23 protein-coding genes are annotated in these 17,975 nt (G+C 44.0%); 12 read left to right on the forward strand and 11 right to left on the reverse strand.

The features are described from left to right. The first annotated feature begins 4 nt into the window (after positions 1-4). Positions 5-1,066 (forward strand): MAE_28990/MAE_18760 family HEPN-like nuclease, encoded by a 1,062-nt coding sequence (locus tag QUB35_RS14585; protein WP_333142579.1) that lies wholly within the window; start codon positions 5-7, stop codon positions 1,064-1,066. 86 nt (positions 1,067-1,152) lie between these two features. Beyond that, on the forward strand, positions 1,153-2,685 hold the full coding sequence (gene ilvA / locus QUB35_RS14590; protein ID WP_333142619.1) for a threonine ammonia-lyase, biosynthetic: 1,533 nt from the start codon (positions 1,153-1,155) through the stop codon (positions 2,683-2,685). Positions 2,686-2,789: 104 nt separating this feature from the next. Here ilvA and QUB35_RS14595 read toward each other — a convergent pair whose 3' ends face one another. The 3 genes from QUB35_RS14595 to QUB35_RS14605 form a co-directional block, all read right to left on the reverse strand. Continuing rightward, entirely contained in the window at positions 2,790-3,614 is an 825-nt protein-coding gene (locus QUB35_RS14595) for an Rpn family recombination-promoting nuclease/putative transposase (protein WP_333142580.1), read from the reverse strand. Between the two features lie 65 nt (positions 3,615-3,679). Further along, entirely contained in the window at positions 3,680-4,561 is an 882-nt protein-coding gene (locus tag QUB35_RS14600) for an Rpn family recombination-promoting nuclease/putative transposase (protein WP_333142581.1), read from the reverse strand. 148 nt (positions 4,562-4,709) lie between these two features. Next, positions 4,710-4,955, reverse strand: a complete 246-nt coding sequence (locus QUB35_RS14605; protein WP_333142582.1) for a hypothetical protein — start codon at positions 4,953-4,955, stop codon at positions 4,710-4,712. Between the two features lie 114 nt (positions 4,956-5,069). Between QUB35_RS14605 and QUB35_RS14610 the strand changes: the two genes are divergently transcribed. From QUB35_RS14610 to QUB35_RS14620, 3 genes are all read left to right on the forward strand, one after another. Beyond that, a complete protein-coding gene (locus tag QUB35_RS14610) occupies positions 5,070-5,351 on the forward strand; it encodes a helix-turn-helix transcriptional regulator (RefSeq protein ID WP_333142583.1) in 282 nt (93 codons plus the stop codon). 134 nt (positions 5,352-5,485) lie between these two features. Further along, entirely contained in the window at positions 5,486-5,821 is a 336-nt protein-coding gene (locus QUB35_RS14615; RefSeq protein ID WP_333142584.1) for a XisI protein, read from the forward strand. A 183-nt stretch (positions 5,822-6,004) separates the two neighbouring features. Continuing rightward, on the forward strand, positions 6,005-6,253 hold the full coding sequence (locus QUB35_RS14620) for a hypothetical protein (RefSeq protein WP_333142585.1): 249 nt from the start codon (positions 6,005-6,007) through the stop codon (positions 6,251-6,253). Between the two features lie 13 nt (positions 6,254-6,266). On the opposite strand, the gene QUB35_RS14625 is transcribed toward QUB35_RS14620, so the two are convergent. The 5 genes from QUB35_RS14625 to QUB35_RS14645 form a co-directional block, all read right to left on the reverse strand. Continuing rightward, on the reverse strand, positions 6,267-6,671 hold the full coding sequence (locus tag QUB35_RS14625; RefSeq protein ID WP_333142586.1) for a hypothetical protein: 405 nt from the start codon (positions 6,669-6,671) through the stop codon (positions 6,267-6,269). 5 nt (positions 6,672-6,676) lie between these two features. Further along, entirely contained in the window at positions 6,677-6,892 is a 216-nt protein-coding gene (locus tag QUB35_RS14630) for a hypothetical protein (protein WP_333142587.1), read from the reverse strand. 41 nt (positions 6,893-6,933) lie between these two features. After that, positions 6,934-7,098, reverse strand: coding sequence for a hypothetical protein (locus tag QUB35_RS14635; RefSeq protein WP_333142588.1), 165 nt, complete (start codon positions 7,096-7,098; stop codon positions 6,934-6,936). Between the two features lies 1 nt (position 7,099). Continuing rightward, positions 7,100-7,507: a hypothetical protein gene (locus QUB35_RS14640; protein WP_333142589.1), complete on the reverse strand. Its 408-nt coding sequence runs from the start codon at positions 7,505-7,507 to the stop codon at positions 7,100-7,102. A 227-nt stretch (positions 7,508-7,734) separates the two neighbouring features. Then, the gene (locus tag QUB35_RS14645) at positions 7,735-8,583 is read right to left on the reverse strand and encodes a hypothetical protein (RefSeq protein WP_333142590.1); all 849 of its coding nucleotides are present in this window, start codon (positions 8,581-8,583) and stop codon (positions 7,735-7,737) included. A 138-nt stretch (positions 8,584-8,721) separates the two neighbouring features. Between QUB35_RS14645 and QUB35_RS14650 the strand changes: the two genes are divergently transcribed. Genes QUB35_RS14650 through QUB35_RS14665 form a run of 4 tightly spaced genes read left to right on the forward strand, consistent with a single transcriptional unit; the run spans position 8,722 to position 10,026 of the window. Further along, complete coding sequence (locus QUB35_RS14650) at positions 8,722-9,240, forward strand: hypothetical protein (RefSeq protein ID WP_333142620.1); 519 nt, start codon at positions 8,722-8,724, stop codon at positions 9,238-9,240. Between the two features lie 53 nt (positions 9,241-9,293). Then, positions 9,294-9,449 (forward strand): type II toxin-antitoxin system HicB family antitoxin, encoded by a 156-nt coding sequence (locus QUB35_RS14655; RefSeq protein ID WP_333142591.1) that lies wholly within the window; start codon positions 9,294-9,296, stop codon positions 9,447-9,449. A gap of 23 nt (positions 9,450-9,472) precedes the next feature. After that, the gene (locus tag QUB35_RS14660) at positions 9,473-9,679 is read left to right on the forward strand and encodes a hypothetical protein (RefSeq protein ID WP_333142592.1); all 207 of its coding nucleotides are present in this window, start codon (positions 9,473-9,475) and stop codon (positions 9,677-9,679) included. Continuing rightward, complete coding sequence (locus QUB35_RS14665) at positions 9,679-10,026, forward strand: type II toxin-antitoxin system PemK/MazF family toxin (RefSeq protein WP_333142593.1); 348 nt, start codon at positions 9,679-9,681, stop codon at positions 10,024-10,026. Before QUB35_RS14660 ends, QUB35_RS14665 begins: the two co-directional genes overlap by 1 nt. On the opposite strand, the gene QUB35_RS14670 is transcribed toward QUB35_RS14665, so the two are convergent. From QUB35_RS14670 to QUB35_RS14680, 3 genes are all read right to left on the reverse strand, one after another. Beyond that, positions 10,014-10,265 (reverse strand): hypothetical protein, encoded by a 252-nt coding sequence (locus tag QUB35_RS14670; protein ID WP_333142594.1) that lies wholly within the window; start codon positions 10,263-10,265, stop codon positions 10,014-10,016. The genes QUB35_RS14665 and QUB35_RS14670 overlap by 13 nt on opposite strands. 258 nt (positions 10,266-10,523) lie before the next feature. Then, positions 10,524-11,375: a DUF6920 family protein gene (locus QUB35_RS14675; RefSeq protein ID WP_333142595.1), complete on the reverse strand. Its 852-nt coding sequence runs from the start codon at positions 11,373-11,375 to the stop codon at positions 10,524-10,526. 149 nt (positions 11,376-11,524) lie between these two features. Continuing rightward, entirely contained in the window at positions 11,525-11,899 is a 375-nt protein-coding gene (locus tag QUB35_RS14680; protein ID WP_333142596.1) for a DUF1257 domain-containing protein, read from the reverse strand. 263 nt (positions 11,900-12,162) lie between these two features. On the opposite strand from QUB35_RS14680, the gene QUB35_RS14685 reads away from it, so the two are divergent. The 3 genes from QUB35_RS14685 (at position 12,163) to QUB35_RS14695 (ending at position 17,950) form a co-directional block, all read left to right on the forward strand. Further along, positions 12,163-13,353, forward strand: a complete 1,191-nt coding sequence (locus tag QUB35_RS14685) for a WD40 repeat domain-containing protein (RefSeq protein WP_333142597.1) — start codon at positions 12,163-12,165, stop codon at positions 13,351-13,353. 524 nt (positions 13,354-13,877) lie between these two features. Then, positions 13,878-16,250 carry a PAS domain S-box protein gene (locus QUB35_RS14690; RefSeq protein WP_333142598.1) on the forward strand — a complete coding sequence of 791 codons (2,373 nt, stop codon included), beginning with the start codon at positions 13,878-13,880 and terminating at the stop codon, positions 16,248-16,250. Further along, positions 16,250-17,950, forward strand: coding sequence for an EAL domain-containing protein (locus tag QUB35_RS14695; protein WP_333142599.1), 1,701 nt, complete (start codon positions 16,250-16,252; stop codon positions 17,948-17,950). Before QUB35_RS14690 ends, QUB35_RS14695 begins: the two co-directional genes overlap by 1 nt. Positions 17,951-17,975: the final 25 nt, after the last annotated feature.

Raw genomic sequence — 17,975 nt, forward strand, 5'->3', positions numbered from 1 at the left:
TGCGATGTTTGAGGAGCTGATCGAGAAAGCTAGTGTCAAAATTTCAACAGTTCGTGCGATAATCAAGACTAACCATCGACTTAGAAGAATCGTATTTCGAGACAGTTTAAATAAACAGAAGTTGGCAGAAGATGATGAATTTGCCGCATTAATAGACGTAATTCCTAGCGAAAAGGAGTGGGAAATTTACGATCGCTCTGCTGTTGTAACCCGATTGTATGCTATTTACGAGCGCTTCGTTGAGGATTTAATTTCTGATTGGCTGCGACGGATGCCCGATTTGGTTCCACGTTATTCAGATTTGGGAGAAAAAATCCAAAATACCCATCGAGAGGGTATAGGGCGTTTATTGATTGACATCAAAAAGAATAGGTTTCAACACCTTTCAGTTGAGAAAGTAGTGCAAGGATTATCCTGTGGAATTACTGACACTGGAAAATACGAACTACTTCCTGATGCTTTCCTATTGCACGAGCAAAATTTACGGAAGGAAGTGCTAGAAACAGTTTTGAAAAATGCTGGGATTGATGAGGCGTGGAAATGGGTAATTAACCACAAAGAAATTAAATATTTTGTAGAGGAAGTTGGCGGCAGTCAAAACACGGCAGAAGGAGAACTCAAACAACTGGTTGACTATCGAAATAAAGCAGCACACGGCTCTACAGATGAGATTTTGGGAACTCAAGAACTGTTGGACTTAGGTGATTTTGTTGAGGCTTTATGTAAATCCCTTGCCGATTTAGTCACCTACAATATAATTTTACGCCAGATCGATCGAGGGCTGGTAAGGGAGATTGGAAAAATTACTGAGTGGTTCAAAAAGCCACAAGCAGGCGTAGCCAAAGTTCAGGAAGTTACCTTAACTGTAGGAGGACGTGTTTTTCTAGTTTTAGTTAATGATGAATTGTCGTACTGCTACTCTCCTAAAATTGAGAGCATTCAGCTTAATGATATTTCCCACAATCAGGTGGAAATAACCTCGGAGGCAGAAGTAGGGTTAAAGTTCGATCGGGATGCCAGAATAGGATTGACTATTTATGTAACTAAATCAAACCAAGTTGACTGAATCTTTCGTTAACTGCGAACTGCGATCGCCCCAAAATCCCGACCTAACGATCGCACAAGTGCCGTACAATTAACCCACCATCCGGCATCAACCAACCTGCTAACCCCATGCTTTGCGATTACCTAGTACAAATCCTCACCGCCCGCGTCTACGATGTTGCTCAAGAAACAGCCCTAGAATGCGCCCCGAATCTATCAGCACGGCTCAACAATAAACTTTTGCTGAAGCGAGAGGATATGCAGTCGGTGTTTTCCTTCAAACTGCGGGGTGCGTACAACAAAATGGCGCAACTGTCGCCGGATTTGCTAGCACAAGGCGTCATTGCAGCTTCCGCCGGCAACCACGCCCAAGGAGTCGCCCTCGCCGCCCGCCACCTCGGAACTCGCGCGATCATAGTCATGCCCGTAACGACGCCGCAGGTGAAGGTAAATGCGGTGATAGCCCGTGGTGGAGAGGTAGTCTTGCATGGGGATGCTTACGATGATGCTTACGCTTTTGCGCGTCAATTAGAGGCCCAAAAAGGTATGACTTTTATTCACCCTTTTGATGACCCCTACGTGATTGCTGGACAGGGTACGATCGGCATGGAAATTCTGCGGCAACATCAAAAACCAATTCACGCGATTTTTGTGGCAATTGGTGGCGGCGGATTGATTTCGGGAATTGCGGCCTATGTCAAGCGGTTGCGGCCGGAAATTAAGATTATTGGCGTCGAACCGGTGGATTCCGATGCAATGAATCAATCCCTGAAAGCGGGTAAACGGGTGCGTTTGTCGCAGGTGGGTTTATTTGCTGATGGCGTTGCTGTGCGGGAAGTTGGGGAGGAAACTTTTCGGTTGTGTCAGGAGTATGTGGATGAGATTATTTTGGTGGATACGGATGATGTTTGCGCGGCGATTAAGGATGTTTTTGAAGATACGCGATCGATCTTAGAACCTGCTGGCGCTTTGGCGATCGCAGGTGCGAAAGCTTACGTGGAACGGGAACAAATCGCAGGAGAAACATTAATTGCTGTTGCTTGTGGCGCGAACATGAATTTTGATCGGCTGCGTTTTGTAGCAGAAAGAGCCGAGTTTGGCGAACGCCGCGAAGCCATTTTTGCAGTCACAATTCCCGAACAACCGGGAAGTCTCCGCAGGTTTTGCGAATGTCTGGGCAAGCGCAATTTAACTGAATTTAGCTATCGAATTGCGGATGAAAAAGAAGCACATATTTTTATCGGCGTGCAAATTGAAAACCGTGCGGATGCGGTGAAGATAGCCGCAAGTTTTGAAGATTGTGGTTTCAAGACTTTGGATTTAACTGATGATGAATTAACGAAATTGCACGTGCGGCATATGGTGGGCGGGCGTTCGATGCTGGCAGATCATGAATTGTTTTATCGCTTTGAATTTCCCGAACGTCCGGGTGCGTTGATGAAGTTTGTCGGTTCGATGAGTCCTAACTGGAATATCAGCGTTTTTCACTATCGAAATAATGGCGCCGATTACGGGCGAATTGTGGTGGGAATTCAAGTACCGCCCGATGAGATGCAGGAATGGCAGGCTTTTTTGGATACGCTGGGCTATCAGTATGGGGATGAGAGTCAAAATCCGGCTTATAAGTTGTTTTTGAGGTAGGGTTTATGACTCGGCGGTTTCAACCGCTTCTTGTCAAACGAAGTCCGCGCAACGCGAGACTAAGAAAATGGACGCGAACAAAGTCATGTCTGGTTTTCGACGCATCAAACTTCCGATCGCAAATTCCGCACATCCTCTATACTGAGTCCGGTTGTTTGACTGATAGTTGCATCATCCAGGCGATCGAGCAATTGCCGTGCGATCGCCAGCTTTTCTGCTTGAACGGCTTGGAGTATAGCTCCTTGTTGGTCATAAATAAACATTTCTCGCCGTTCGATATCCGCCAATTCATCAGGTGTTAAATTGACTTGATTTGCGATGTCAAAGGCTTGATGAATCTCTGGAACGCTATCCATTACTGCCGGGACATCCGTTATTGTCCTCGCATATTTCATGAAATATATCCATTTATCCGCAAGGGTTTCTAGCTGGTCTACTTCTTTGGTGAATTTAGGAAGTTCTACAAATACCAACTCGATGTTATTATCGGTATATGGGAGATTGCTCGTTACTTCTTTGTAGACAAATCTCGAAATTAGTCGAGCGCTATTTGCAAACATCTCGAAATCAGTCAGTGTTAATGCTATCACTGGTTTGAGCATTCGGTAGCCTTCTCCTTTTTGCAATTGAAAGGCGTAAGTTTTGGCTGCGTTGTACAAAACTCTCTTGCCGAAAGACTCTACGTTTAATACCTGCATTTCAATAATGACTAGCCTACCATCAATTAGTTTGGCTTTGACATCTAAATAAGTATCTTTCAAGCCTTCGACTTTGGGCGGTAAGTTAGGGTCGATAATTTCTAAGTCTGCAATGGTAGGATTGCCATCGTAAATCATGGCGTTGAGAAAGCTGATGAGAATGTCTTTGCTTTCTGAGGAGCCAAATATTTTTTTGAAGGCGTAATCGGTTTTGGGGTTGATGAATGTCATGGTTGGAATCGGGAATCACGATCGCTATTTCGATTTTATCATCGGTGCTCTTTTTGAAATAAATCTCATTCCGATCGCAAATTCTGCACGTACTCAACGCTAAGTCCGGTTATTTGAGCGATTGTTGCGTCATCTAGGCGATCGAGTAACTGCCGTGCGATCGTCAGCTTTTCTTCTTGTCGGCCTTCTTGTCGGCCTTCTTGTCTGCTTTCTTGTCTGCTTTCTTGAACAGCATCTTTAACAGCTTTAATTATCGCTCCTTGCTGGTCGTAAATAAACATTTCTTGCCGTTCGATATTTGCTATTTCCTCCGGGCTTAAATTCACTCGATCTGCGATGTCAAAAGCTTGATGGATTTCGGGTACGCTATCCATTACTGGCGGGATTTCCGTTATCGTTACCGCGTATTTCATGAAATAGAGCCATTTATCTGCTAGAGTTTCTAGTCGGTCTACTGTTTTGGTAAATTTTGGTAATTCTACAAATACTAACTTTAGATCGTTATCGGGATAGGGTAAGTTAGAAATCTCTTCTTTGTAGACAAATCGCGAAATTAAGTTGTTGCTGTTTTTAAACATCTCGAAATCAGTTATTGTTAAGGCAATTACTGGTCTGAGCATTCGATATCCTTGTCCCTTTTGCAATTGAGATGCGTAGGTTTTGGCGGCGTTGTACAAGATTCTTTGTCCGAAAGATTCGACGTTTAATACCTGCATTTCAATGATGACTAAAGTACCGTCGGCTAGTTGGGCTTTGACATCTAAAGAGGAGTCTTTTAAACCTTCGACTTTGGGCGGGAGGTTGGGGTCGATAATTTCTAAGTCTTCAATGGTAGGATTGCCCTCGTAAATTATGGCGTTGAGAAAGCTGATCAGAATGTCTTTGCTTTCTGAGGAACCAAATATTTTTTTGAAGGCGTAATCGGTTTTGGGGTTGATGAATGTCATGGTGGGAATCGGGAATAACGACCGCTATCTCGATTGTATCAATAGGGCGATGGCTACGCCCCGGCCCCGGCCTACGAACTTGACGGGCGATCGCACGATTCCGAAACATCAGGTTTATGAAATGCGATCGCCCTCCTCGTCAGTTGCGTCAATTCTTCTGCAACCATTTGGTGAGCACGCGCATCCACTGGCCGGTATTCGGTGCACGCTGCAAGTCGCTCCAGTCTGCCATTTGGGCAAAACCTAGTCGCACCAGCCAATTTACTACGGCGGTTATGCCTTGGCGGGAGCCAACAACCATGATACGCACGGGTTCCCGGTTTTCTCGATCGTCCGTGGGTTCTGCCTCTTGTTGGGTGTCCTTGGGCGGTTCGATTGGAAAGTCTTTAGCCATTGGGAAGTCCTCATCTTCAAAATCAACCTATGACTACATATGTGTAGTTACCAATATCATACCGCAATGAATACATATATGTAGTCATTTACGGTTGGGGCATCCCTTGGCATCATGGGGTGCATGGGGAAAGCTGGTCGAGTTTTGAGAGATGTGCTGAATACCTATGGCATTAGCCAAAACAAATTGGCGATCGCAATGGGCGTGCGACGTTCCGTTGTCTATCGTTGGTTTAATGAGCTCATCGATCCAACGGGAGACACGCTTGTGAAGATGGTTGTGGCGTTAAAGTTGCTAGATATAGATGCAGCGCGGGAGTTTGTGCAGCGCTATTTGGGTGAAGTTTTGGAGGATGAGGGTGAGGGTGAGGTCGATCGATCTACAAACACAGAATAGACTTATTGTTCAGAAGGTCGATCGAGCTTTTCCAGATAGACGCGATTGGAAGTACAATAAAGTTGAAGAATCTCGGTAGAGCGGCATCAAGTTAACCGCATTGTTTACGAGCCAATAAATGAGGTGATTGTGCAATGGATAAACTAGAGCATTATCGTCAGTCGATTCAAGCATTATTGACCCAATATGCGGCAATTCCGGTCTCCAACGGTGCGATCGAGTCGCAAATAATTTTTGATACGCAGCGGGATCATTATCAGGTGACGAATGTTGGTTGGGATGGGCATCGGCGGGTGTATGGATGTGTGATCCATTTGGATATTAAGGATGGCAAGATTTGGTTGCAGCAGAATACAACGGAGATGCGAGTCGCGCACGAGTTGGTGGCAATGGGTGTGGCAGAGGATGATATTATCTTGGGATTTCAAGCAACCTATGTGCGCGAATATACGGGATTTGGGGTGGCTTAGCCATTCCCAAGGATGCGGCAATGTTTTTTTTAGAAAGAAACCGGGTTTTTAGGAAAATATTTCGTTGCAGCCAGTACCCAAGGCAAAAAACCCGGTTTCTGGGCCCTGATGCGGAAGTTTTAATAAAGCGGCTCTTGGATAATTATAATGGGTACAGAAGTCTAGCAAGGAGAATGTGCGATCGTGACCGTCCGGGAAGAACTAATCAATGAGATCGATCGAGCATCAGATGATTTACTTCAGGTGCTATTGAGTTTTTTGCGTCAGACGCGCTTGTCGAATGCTGAGCCTTCTATGTTGACAGATTTAGCTGAGATTTCGAGTGCTGGATTGACAGCGCAAAAGCATTATCCTCTGCGCGGGATGCCGTTGGTAATTGCTGAGGATTTTGATGAGCCGATGTCAGATTTATGGGATGCGCTGGGTACATGAATTCTGGTGGAGATTAACGCTTCAGCTCAATATCGAACTCAAGCCGAGAACGATAAAAGTGAACGTCAAATTCTAAGAAGAAATTTGTCTGTCCCAGAATCAATGATACGCGGTCACTTTTTGCCCAAGCAAATACTAATCTTACCGGAGCAAACTCCCCTATTTCAGCCATGAAAAATACTGGCATCGCTGGTTGATTACCAATGTTACCAGCAAGTCGAATAATGGCTTTACTGTCATCCCAAACTAAGCCAAGCTGAGTTCCTATTTGGTAAGGCAATACATTCACGGTTGCACCGCTATCTACTAACCCAACAACTTCGACTCCCTGGTTATTGTGGTGCAGAATCAAGGGAATGCGGGGTAGGCTATCAAACTCATCTTGAGAGGGGTCATTGGTAGAGTATTGGAATCGCATAATACTCAGTTTTCGTTGTTGTTAGCCAAATTCATTGCCTGCATCAAAGCTGCACCAGCACCAAAAGTATCGTAGGGTGTTGGTAGGTAGTAAATCTTGTAAGGTTCCAAAGGGAAAATATCCTCACTGATATCTTCTTCCGCCATTAGAATGCGGATTAACTCTCGTTTCTCGATCGCAGACAGTTGTCTAATGGTAGGGAGTAATTCTGTTAGTGTCATCAGTTGTTTTCCTACGATGCGTCTATGTTAACGGTAGCAGCTTAGCGTAGTAATTGCAACTTCCAGGGGAGTTTTACAAAGATAGGCGCGATCGCAACTAAGATGCGATCGCGCGGCGGTATGATATTCCTGACGTTGAAACGATTTGGAGTTGCGGGCGATCGGGCTTTTTTCTGGTTAGGGCGATCGCACTTCACGCACCACAATTTATTCTGGTTTCATCCAACCTTTAACGATAGCCTTCCCGACAATGACATAGCGAGTGTCTAAAAACTCTTCGATCGCAGCTTCACCACTAGCCTGCAATGCAGCAATCAAGCGACGCTTGAAACTAGGGGTTGTTTCATCATGAACGTACTCAATCTTTTCGGCTTCAGTAGGATTTGGATTAATTCTTGCTAACTGTTCGAGAAGTTGTTGAATTTCTTTAGCTGAAGCAGCAAGAGTTTGCTTTTGCTCAGACTCAGATAATATATTGTTGACTTGGATACTAGCTCCCTGGGTCATTTGATTAGCGACGTTTCCCCTGTTAGAAGCACCGTAGATGGTTCCACCGCTCACAGCACCGTAAACATTTCCACCACTCACATTAATTGACCGATTATTGTCAGACATACTTTAAAATACTCCTTAATCACAAACTATTTTACTATTGATTTAGGATAAAATGTATCAACATCGTTTCTTGATAAAAACCGATTTGGCTTTTCATTTGCTTTCAGTGGTATCCAAATTGAAGTGCTTTTATTTTGAGCCATAATATTCTTGAAATTCAGATCGTCCTCATCTTTAATGGTAAAACAACTTTTGAATCCTAAGTCAGGCACTGGTACATCTTTTGTTTATGCATAAATCATCAACTCGTAATCACCTGTTTTGACCTGGAATTGTCTTCCTCCTATTTCAGTAATCCAATCAAACCGAATTACTTTATTCACCGAAGAAAGACCTTTTATAGCAATTGGCTGAGCTAAATTTTCATCTTGAAATTCAGAATTTTCAATCTTAACGAAGGTAGTCCATGTCATGTCATAACAATCATCATGACCTTGTTTGGAAACAACTAAGCGAATACGTTGAATTGTTCCACCTTTTGGACTCCAATTGTAAAATGTGATCGGTAGGTTAAATCCTACTCCCGCAATGCTTGTACTACTTGTTGTAACATTAGTTTTAGGAACGGGGAAAAGTATGATATCTCTTCCAAAACATAACTGAATACGTTCTTTTCTAAAATTAGAGCTATAAGCAACAGCAGAAGATACAAGTAAGCTAAGTAGAGAAACTACCATTGTGATCCAATCAGTTTCTTTATTTGTTTGTTGTACAGCGGTAGTATCGTTGAGTGTTAAAACATTTTGCGATGGAGTAGGTGATGATATCGGTGCTTTTTTAGTTGAAGTACCAGAGCCTTGTTTGATGGTGCCAGTATCTGGTCTATTTGTAGGTTGCTGAGCTACGGATTTAATTGAAGTAGCTAATAATGAAATAGTACATATTGCTAATAGCATTTTATTTATCCTCATGCCACCATATCCATATTCTTGATGTAATGCTTCATATTTACATATATTTGAATATTGGCGGAAATTTCTCATTTGCAGTTTATTACGCTTGTAGGAAATAATCGCAATTGACTTTACACAAATATTAATATAATCATTACTTTTAATTATAAACGGAGCATTCAAAGCCGTAAACCCAAAAAAGTGGGAAAAAGTTGGATCTTCATAAAATTGCTATAGACACTTTAGATACTAGCTGGAAAAAGTTGGAAAAAGTTGGAAAAAGTTTGGTATAGTAACCATACCTATCTCACCATCCCACCTATGGATAGTCCTCAGATATTGCAATTTGTCGATGAAGCTGTCTATACCAACACAGGTAAACGTCTAAATAACTTGCAGCGGAGGATTATCGCAGGCATACTGAAGCGTCAAAGATATGCTGACGTTGCAGAAACTTATGGTTATAGCTCCCAGCACGTTAAAAAGGCTAGTCACGAGCTTTTGCAAATGTTATCTGAAGTGTTTGGCGAACAAGTGAAAAAAAGTAATCTTGAATCCGTCTTAGAAAGGCATATAAATCTGAATATAACTTTTGGCAATGAAAACAATATTAATAAAAATCTTATTGGTATTGGCTGCATAAATAATTGCCCTGAACCCTCTACTCCTACGCCAGATAAAAGTCAGCCGGAAATTCCCGACTTGCAGGAGGAAAGCAAAAATCAAACTAAGATTGAAACAATTGATAAATTACGGCAGTTTGGCTTGAGCGACGAGCAAATTGCAGAAGCGCTAGATATACCTTTAGAGCAGGTTAAACAGGTGGACTTGGAGGAGTAAAGTCTGCTACAGTAATGAACAGGTAAGTTTTGAGAATAAATTAGGAGGATCAATTGAAAATCAAAATTATCATTCACGAAGCAGAAGAAGGCGGATACTGGGCAGAAGTTCCTGCTATTCCTGGCTGTGCAACTGAGGGAGAAACTTTTGAGGAATTGCTGCAAAACCTCTATGAAGCGATCGAAGGTTGCCTTGTTGAAGTAAGATAAAATATCCCCAGATTTTTTCAGCTATGAACACAAAACTCATTGAATCCTTAGTACAAATCATCCAGACACTCTCAGAAGAAGAGCAATTGCTAATCAAAGCAAAACTATTTAGTAACATCCCCTATCCTTCTACTGCGGAAATAGCCCAGTTAGCCCAAAGCGGAGGAGCATTTCAATTCCTGCACGACGAACCTGATATTTACACCCTTGAAGATGGAGAGCCAATTTAGTGAAGCTAAAAAAAGGAGATATTGTTTTAGCTGAATTTCCCTTTACAGATTTGAGTCAGAAAAAGTTACGTCCGGCTTTAGTGCTGTGGGCAAGTTCAACCATAGATGAAATTACGCTCTGCTTCATTTCTTCGCAAAATGTCACTACCCTAAGTTTAGATGAATTTGCTTTAAATGCTTCAGATCCAGAATTTCCCAGCACGGGATTAAAAGTATCTTCTAAAGTTATAGTGACTCGGATTGTCAGTCTTGAACAGAGATTAATAGTGAGAAGATTGGGCGAGTTAGGAAGTCAGAAAATGCAGGAATTGAATGCAACTATCATACAAGCATTTCAATTAGTATAGCCTTGTTTACTCTCGCGTACTTGCCGGAAACGATCCAAAATCCCTGCAATAAACGTTTCGCCATCAATCGGTGGAGTATGTTCCGACATGGCAACAGCAGCATCTATCTTAACTCGTACACCATCGATCCACTGGCGATCGGCGAGAGCTGCTTGAAACTCATCAAGCCATTCGAGAAACTCTGCGAGTTCATTTTCTGGAAGTTCCCTTACTGCTGTCTTGAGTTCTGAAATGTTCATGGGTAATTAACTTTTTTTGCTAATAGCCGTTTACCTGTGTACTCTAATTATCAGATTGTTCCCATGAAATAGGGGAGAAAATCTCCGACGCAACCGACAACACAAACTATAGCAATCCTAAATCATTTGCATAATTATTGTAGGGGCAATCCGACCCCTACTCCCCGTGGTTGCCCGATAGATAAGGGGTAGGCACGGGGAGTAGGGGTAGCACTACCCCCTACAAATTTATCTGAATCATTTAGGATTGCTATAGAATCATCGTGCAAACTCATAGGCAATATTCGTGATGCGGCCGCGCCAGTAGGGCAATAGCGAGCCATCAGGCAGTTGCCACGCCACCTCACCGGAGAGGGGAATCCGCATACCGTCTCGCAATTCGTAGTCCCAGAAGCGGCCTTGCCAGGGCGCAAACACCAGCCCGCCGTTAACTGTACGGGCGCGGGCCTCGGCGCGGATACTGGCGATTAGCCCTGCTTCATCAAAGCGGAAATCCAGGGAAACAGCGGTGTCGCCATCCTGTAGCGTTGCTCTGGCCGAAGAATTGTCGATCGCATCCCAGCGAACACCCTGACTCGGCAGCAGTCTCGTCGGATACCAAGCCGCCTCCGCGAAAAAGCGCATCAGTTCGCCTTGTGCAGCTTCTGGAGTGCCGCGGAGATCCGCCAGAGTCACCAGGCCCAGCAGCGCTGCATGGAGGATGCCTTCGCCAGAAATGTAGGCATCATGAACAAACGCATTGATACCGGGCATCATGGCAATTCGCCCCTCCCAGTCAAAGCCTGGGCGCTGAGTAATTACCAATTGAGTTGAGGTGAAGGCGCTCCATTTTTCTGCGGTTTCGCTCATGTTAAACGTGCCTTCGTGGGAAACCCGCGCTGCTACAATTAGCGGTTGTCCATCCTCGATCACCGCGCGAAAGTAGCGCTGCACTGGCTGGGGTAAATCGGCAATTTCCCGCGCATCAAATGTGAGAGGTTTAATCGGCGATCGCGCAGCTTCCAGATTTGTTCGCAGTTCCTTGGTACCCAGATGCCAGCGGTATCCTCCAAGGGCGATCGCGCCAACAATGCCAACTACAAGCGCCAGGATAATTAGTACGATCGGCACATGATTACTCCTCTTGATATTTCAATAAGCTGTCGCCCATTTAATTTTTAAGCTAGGGTTTACTTAAACTTTTGTGGCGCGGGCATCCTGCCCGCGCTCCATCTTCAATTTAAATGCCAAATAGCTTACCAGTTAATCCAGAGCGAGTCTTAAACCCATCTACCAACTACAACTCTCAGCGTTCCATCTGCCAAAGTTTCCTCTTCTTCAACATGAAAACCCTCTGAATGCACCGCCGCCATCAAACTTTTCCGCGCGTATTTTTGACTGATTGAATTGATAAATTCCTGCTGATTAATTCGAGCGCCCCAAAAATCCGCCACCAATTCGTAATCCTCTCCGCTGCGGCGAAAACCCAAATCGTAACCATTGGATTGCCGAATCACGTACTCGGCATTAGTTTTGTCACCCCGATAACCCCGTACCTGCACATTGGACTCTACTTGATAACCCAACTCTTCCAACACTTGATGCAGCAGTTCGCCGTTCTTGATCTGAACCTTGATAGTTGTGAAGTGTGACATATCACTTTCGGATTTTTGTGTAAAACGCTGATTTGATTATAATAGCATAAACAGCAAGAGTCAAGAAGTTAGAAATTGTGCTCTTAAACCCGGTTTTAGCGTCACAGAAAGCAGCCCGGGTACAAGCCCCCGGATTCATAGGTTCAGAAAATCACAACAGAGTATCCGATAACAATTGCCCCGATTTATCCGTGCGTGAGTTCGCTTTCTTCAATCCTCCAATTCTTCAAATCTAAAATCCAAAATCTAAAATCTAAAATCGTATGATGGCCGACAATTCTAATCAACCTAGAGAATATGATGCCGTCCTCGGCGGCCAAAGTCAAATCCCGATCGCCGCCGCAGTTTTGGGAGGCATCGCCGGAGTCAAGCAGCGCTTCAACAGTCCTAGTATCGAGGCTCGGATTGCCGCTGTTAAAGATGCTCCTAAATACGGAGGCGCTGGTTTAAATTTAGCAATTGAGGCGCTGCTTGACCCCGCAGCAGAAGTGCAGCGAGTTGCTTATTTAATTTTGCGATCGAGGACAGAACCTCTAGTGCGCCAAGCTTTAAAAGAATTCGTGCCTTACAAGCTTTTTGACTCCATTCGCAGTGTGAAAACTGGCACAAATGTTGCGATTAGTCCCGGAGGATCTCGCACGGCGAGTTTGCACGGCAAAATAATTAGAATTTGCGATGTAGATACAGGAGAAATACTCTATACTGTTGACAAGTATCCCCGCGCTCAAGAAACTTTTGTCCTTTGCCAAGAAAGCGAAGTTTTTGTGAGAAGCAGAAATACTCCGAAACATCGTGCGATCGAAATTTGGCAAGGAGGAGAATTGCGGCATACTTCTCTCGGACATGAAGGGGAAATTAGCGCAATTGTTATCAGTCCCGATAGTCAAGTTATCGCCACAGGTTCGGCAGATACTACTATCAAAATTTGGAATTTAGAGACGGGAAAGTTAATCTGTACTTTTGGCAGTCTTTTAACTTGGGGAGCTCATAAAGCAGGAATTGTTAGTCTTGCTTTTAGCCCGATCGCACAAACTCTCGCTAGCAGCAGTTCTGACGGTACAATTAAACTGTGGAACCTCCGCAGCAGAGAATGCTTCCAAACAATTAAGGGTTACGCGAATTGTCTGGCTTTCAGTCCAGACGGGCAGACTTTGGCTACTGGCGGCTGGGACAGAAATATTCAACTGCGGCCGCTATCGAATCCAGATAGTTCAATCACTTTGGCCGGGCATTTTAACTCGATAAATGCGATCGCCTTTAGTGCCGACGGACTCACTGTTGTCACTGCTAGTGCCGATGGTAATATCAAATTTTGGAATGCCAGTACGGGCGAAAATATTCACACTCTCAGCGGACATCAAAACTCTGTTACTTGTCTTACTTTTAGCAGCGATGGTGAAACTATTATCAGCGGCAGCTTAGACAAAACTGTCAAAATTTGGGGAGTTAATTGAAGGAAGTTCGGCAACGATCACTGTACAAGATGTAGCGGATGGAAGAAAGAGGAATAGGGAATAGGGAATAGGGAATAGGGAATAGGGCAGAAGGCAGAAGGCAGAAAGAAGAGGGAATCGACTTCATGATTTTCACAAATTAAGTACCTCCTAACCATTCAGGCGCTGCCTATATTTCTATTTTCCCGATTCCAGATTCCTCGGTGCGTGAATCTACGCAAACAAATATAATAAATTTACAATCCCAGTTCTTGTGCAAGCCGAGGATTGCGGAACTTCTTTTTGCATTACTACAAATAGTGACCGTAAAAATACCGACGCATCGGCCTTATTCAGCTTATTATCAATTTGTGAACTGTCGCCGGAAAGCCTGAGCGAGCCTCAATTTCTGAATCCTTTAAAGTAGCTTTAATATATCGCATCTTGGTCGGAGGAGTATTCCTGCTAATTGTAATATTTGACTTAAAAAGTTTATGCTTAAAAGATAGGCTGAGGTTAAATATACAGTGCGCCCTAGAGCAACCATGTCACACTGCAACCAATCCATCTGTCGTTCCCGCAATCTCCCAGAAATGTGCGCTACTGCTGCCAGTTGGCAGCAAAAAGCCGATCGACTAAGGGTAGAATTAAACACCACCCAGGATCTGCTTCACGCAGAAATCGCTCGGCTCAAACAAGCCAACGAAACCCTTCACGCCGCCGTCAGTTGTGCCCCAATTTTCCTGTGGGCCACAGACAGAGACGGCAAGTTAACCCTTGCAGCAGGGAAAGGATTAGAAAATTTGGGACTCAAACCAGGTGCAACTGTCGGGCTGTCGATTTGTGAAGTTTACAGCAGCCAGCCAGATATCTTAGAAAATATTGCTGAGGTACTAGCAGGAAACGATCGCACTTGGAACGTCCGAGAGAGGCATTTTATTCACGAAATTCGATCGGCAGCCCTGCGAGATGGAAACGGCGAAGTTGTCGGCGCCGTCGGTGTTTCTACTGAAATTACCGAGCGCGAGCAGTCCATCGCCACTCTGGAAACGGCAAATCAAGAATTAGAAGACAGACTGCAGCAGCAAACGGCTGTCTTCAATGCAGCACTTGCCGAAAGCGAAAAAAAGTACCGCAACCTCGTAGAAACCTCCCAAGAATTGATTTGGTCGATCGATATTGAAGGCCTCTTGACTTTTGTCAATTCCGCCGCCAAACGCATCTACGGTTACGAACCGCCAGAAATGATCGGACGGCGTTTCACCGATTTTTTAGTTCCCGATCAAGAAAATAGACCAAGAGAAATATTTGCCCAACTTTTAGCGAGAACCAAAATTCAGCCACAAACCGCTAATTCTCCTTACGAAACAGTACACCTTCGCAAAGACGGTACTCCCGTCCACCTGCGCGTCAACAGCATCGTCAACCAAGCTGAAAACGGCGCTATTTTAGGGTTGTGCGGAACGGCGACAGATATTAGCGATCGCAAGCGATCAGAACAAGCACTCCAAGAAGCTACAGACCAACTTCGCGCCGTCTTGGATGCCGTACCCGGACTGATTTCTTGGATCAGTTCCGATTTGCGGTATATTGGAGTCAACCAGCACTTAGCAACCTCATTCAACCTGTCTCCTGAAAGCTTTGTCGGTCAAGAAATCAACTTTCTCGACAAAGGCTCGACTTTCGGAGAACTGATCCGAATTTTTTTTAACAGTTCATCTCAGCAAACCTGCCAAGAAATAGAAATAGAAATTAACGGTTTCGTCCGCAACTATTTGATAGTAGCTCAGAAATATCATCAGGGAACCGCAGCAGTTTCTGTAGGAATAGACATTACCGACCGCAAGCGTGCAGAAGCTCTCAAAAACCAATTGATCTGCTCGCTGCAAGAATCCGAACACAAATTTCGTAGCCTTTATGAAGCCACCAGCGACGCAGTAATGTTGCTTGACGAAAAGGAGTTTTTTGACTGCAACCCCGCTACCTTAAAAATATTTGGCTGTAGCAACACCAAAGAATTTTACGGCAAGAAACTGAGCGACTTTTCCCCACAATTTCAGCCTAGCGGACAAGACTCATCCAGTCTAGCAATACAGAGAATATCGACAGCAATGCAAACAGGTAGCTGTCGCTTTGACTGGGTACAAAAACGACTCGACGGTTCAGAATTTCCCGCTGAAGTGCTGTTAAATGCAATGGAAATTAACGGACGAAAAGTAATTCAAGCAGTAGTGCGGGATATTACAGATCGCAAGCGCGACGAAGATGGCATCAAAGCATCCCTCGCAGAAAAAGAAGTTCTCCTCAAAGAAATTCACCACCGTGTCAAAAACAACCTCCAAGTTATTTCCAGTTTGCTCAAACTTCAGTCACGCTACATCCAAGACAGCCACGTTAGTGAAATGTTAAAAGAAAGTCAAAACCGAGTCAGATCAATGGCCCTGGTTCACGAACAATTGTATCAATCCAAAGACTTGTCAAACATTGACTTTGCTGAATATATCCAAAATCTCGCCCACAATTTATTCCAAGCTTATGAAAATCATGCAGAAGGCGTCAACTTGCAAACAAATATTGCGCCGTGTTCACTCAATATTGATACGGCCGTTCCTTGCGGGTTAATTATCAACGAGCTTGTAACAAATGCCCTCAAATATGCCTTTAAAGGACAAGTTAAAGGTAAAATTAACATAGATTTCACTTTAGATAATAACAGAGTTTGCGTGCTAACCGTGAGCGACAGCGGAATTGGTTTTCCTCAAGACTTAGATTATCGCAAAGCCCGAACCTTGGGTTTGCGACTTGTCGGGTCTTTAGTCAAGCAAATCCGGGGGGAAATAGAACTGTTAGAAACTGCGGGCACGACTTTTAGAATAACCTTTTGTCAACCCAAATTGCACTCGGAGGAGAAAAATTAGTGTCAAACAAAAAAATTCTGATAGTTGAAGACGAGAGCATCATTGCGGAAGACATTTCCGACAGTTTGATATCTCTAGGATATAGAATAACTGGGATGGTATATTCTGGAGAAGAAGCGATTGAATCGGCCGCCAAGTTCCGCCCGGATTTAGTTTTAATGGATGTTAACCTGCAAGGAGAAATCGATGGCATTACAGCAGCCGAAGAAATTCGCTTGCGCTTTCAAATTCCCGTAGTTTATCTGACAGCCTATGCCGATGAAACTACTTTGCGACGAGTCAATAGTACCAAACCGTTCGGCTATATTGTCAAGCCCTTTGAAGAAAAAAACTTGCACACAACTATTCAACTGGCACTCTACAGACATCAGTATGACAGCTTGACCAACCTGCCGAATCGTTCATTTTTGCGAGAAAAGTTAAGTCGAGTATTAGATGGTCAAAAAGAATTGTCAGGAGTCGTTCCAGTTGTCACGCTTAGCTTAGATAAAATCAACCGCATTAACAGTACCTGGGGACACGATATCGGCGACTCGGTGCTTTGCAGCATCGCCCAGCGGCTAACTAACTGCATGGAAAACATTAATATTGTTGCTCGTTTGGAAGCGGCAGAATTCGCGCTGATTCTTAAACCAGTTGCAGAAAAACAGGATGTGGCTAAGATTGCTCAAAACATTTTAGATATTGTATCCCAAGGTATGATTATCAAAGATTGCGAAGTCTATGTCACGGCTAGTATGGGGATCTGCTTGTATCCCGGAGACGGCATCGACGGAGATGAAATGCTGAAAAATGCTTATATAGCAATGTATCAATCTCAGCAAAAAGGCGGGAATAATTATAATTTTTATACGCCCAAAAAGGCGAATTATTTCATCAATACACTTCTTCAAGAAACTTCGCTGCGCCATGCTTTAAAAAGCTCAGAGTTTGAAATATACTATCAGCCGCAAATAGAAATTAAAACAGGTAAAATTATTGGTGCTGAAGCTTTAGTCCGCTGGAATCATCCAGAACGGGGGCGAGTTTCTCCGGGGGAATTTATTCCAATGGCTGAAGAAATGGGCTTGATTGCGCCGTTGGGTGAATGGGTATTAGAGACTGCTTGCAGGCAAACTAAAACATGGCAGAGAGCAGGTTTACCGCCCCTGCGAGTGGCAGTTAACGTGTCAGCCCGTCAATTCGAGCGCAAAAATTTCACGGAAAGAGTCAGGGAGATATTAACAGAAACCGATCTCGATCCCCAGTGTTTGGAATTAGAACTGACGGAAAGTCTTGTTTTGCAAGACGAAATTGCAGCAGCTAAAGCTTTTACGGTGTGGAAAGATCAGGGTATTAGGATAGCAATTGATGATTTTGGAATGGGATATTCTTCTTTGAGTTATCCAAAACGCTTTCCGTTTGATGCGCTCAAAATAGACAAGAGTTTTATTCGCGATATTGCAGACGATCGCCAAAATGCAGCGATCACAATAGCGATTATTCAAATGGCACACTGCATGAACATGACGGTGGTGGCTGAGGGGGTAGAAAATGAGCAAGAACTTGATTTTTTGTGCGAGTACGAATGCGACGAAATTCAAGGCCATCTTTTCAGCCCAGCTTTGCCAAGGGCTGAGTTTGAAGCGCTGCTGAAAAGCGATAAGTGCTGGGATTTACATCAATTCCGGTTGCAATCCTCCGGAATAGTTGACTGTTGACTGTTGACTGTTGACCGTTAACTGT

The sequence above is a fragment of the Microcoleus sp. B13-B6 genome (assembly GCF_036705405.1).
In the GTDB taxonomy this organism is placed as follows: domain Bacteria; phylum Cyanobacteriota; class Cyanobacteriia; order Cyanobacteriales; family Microcoleaceae; genus Microcoleus.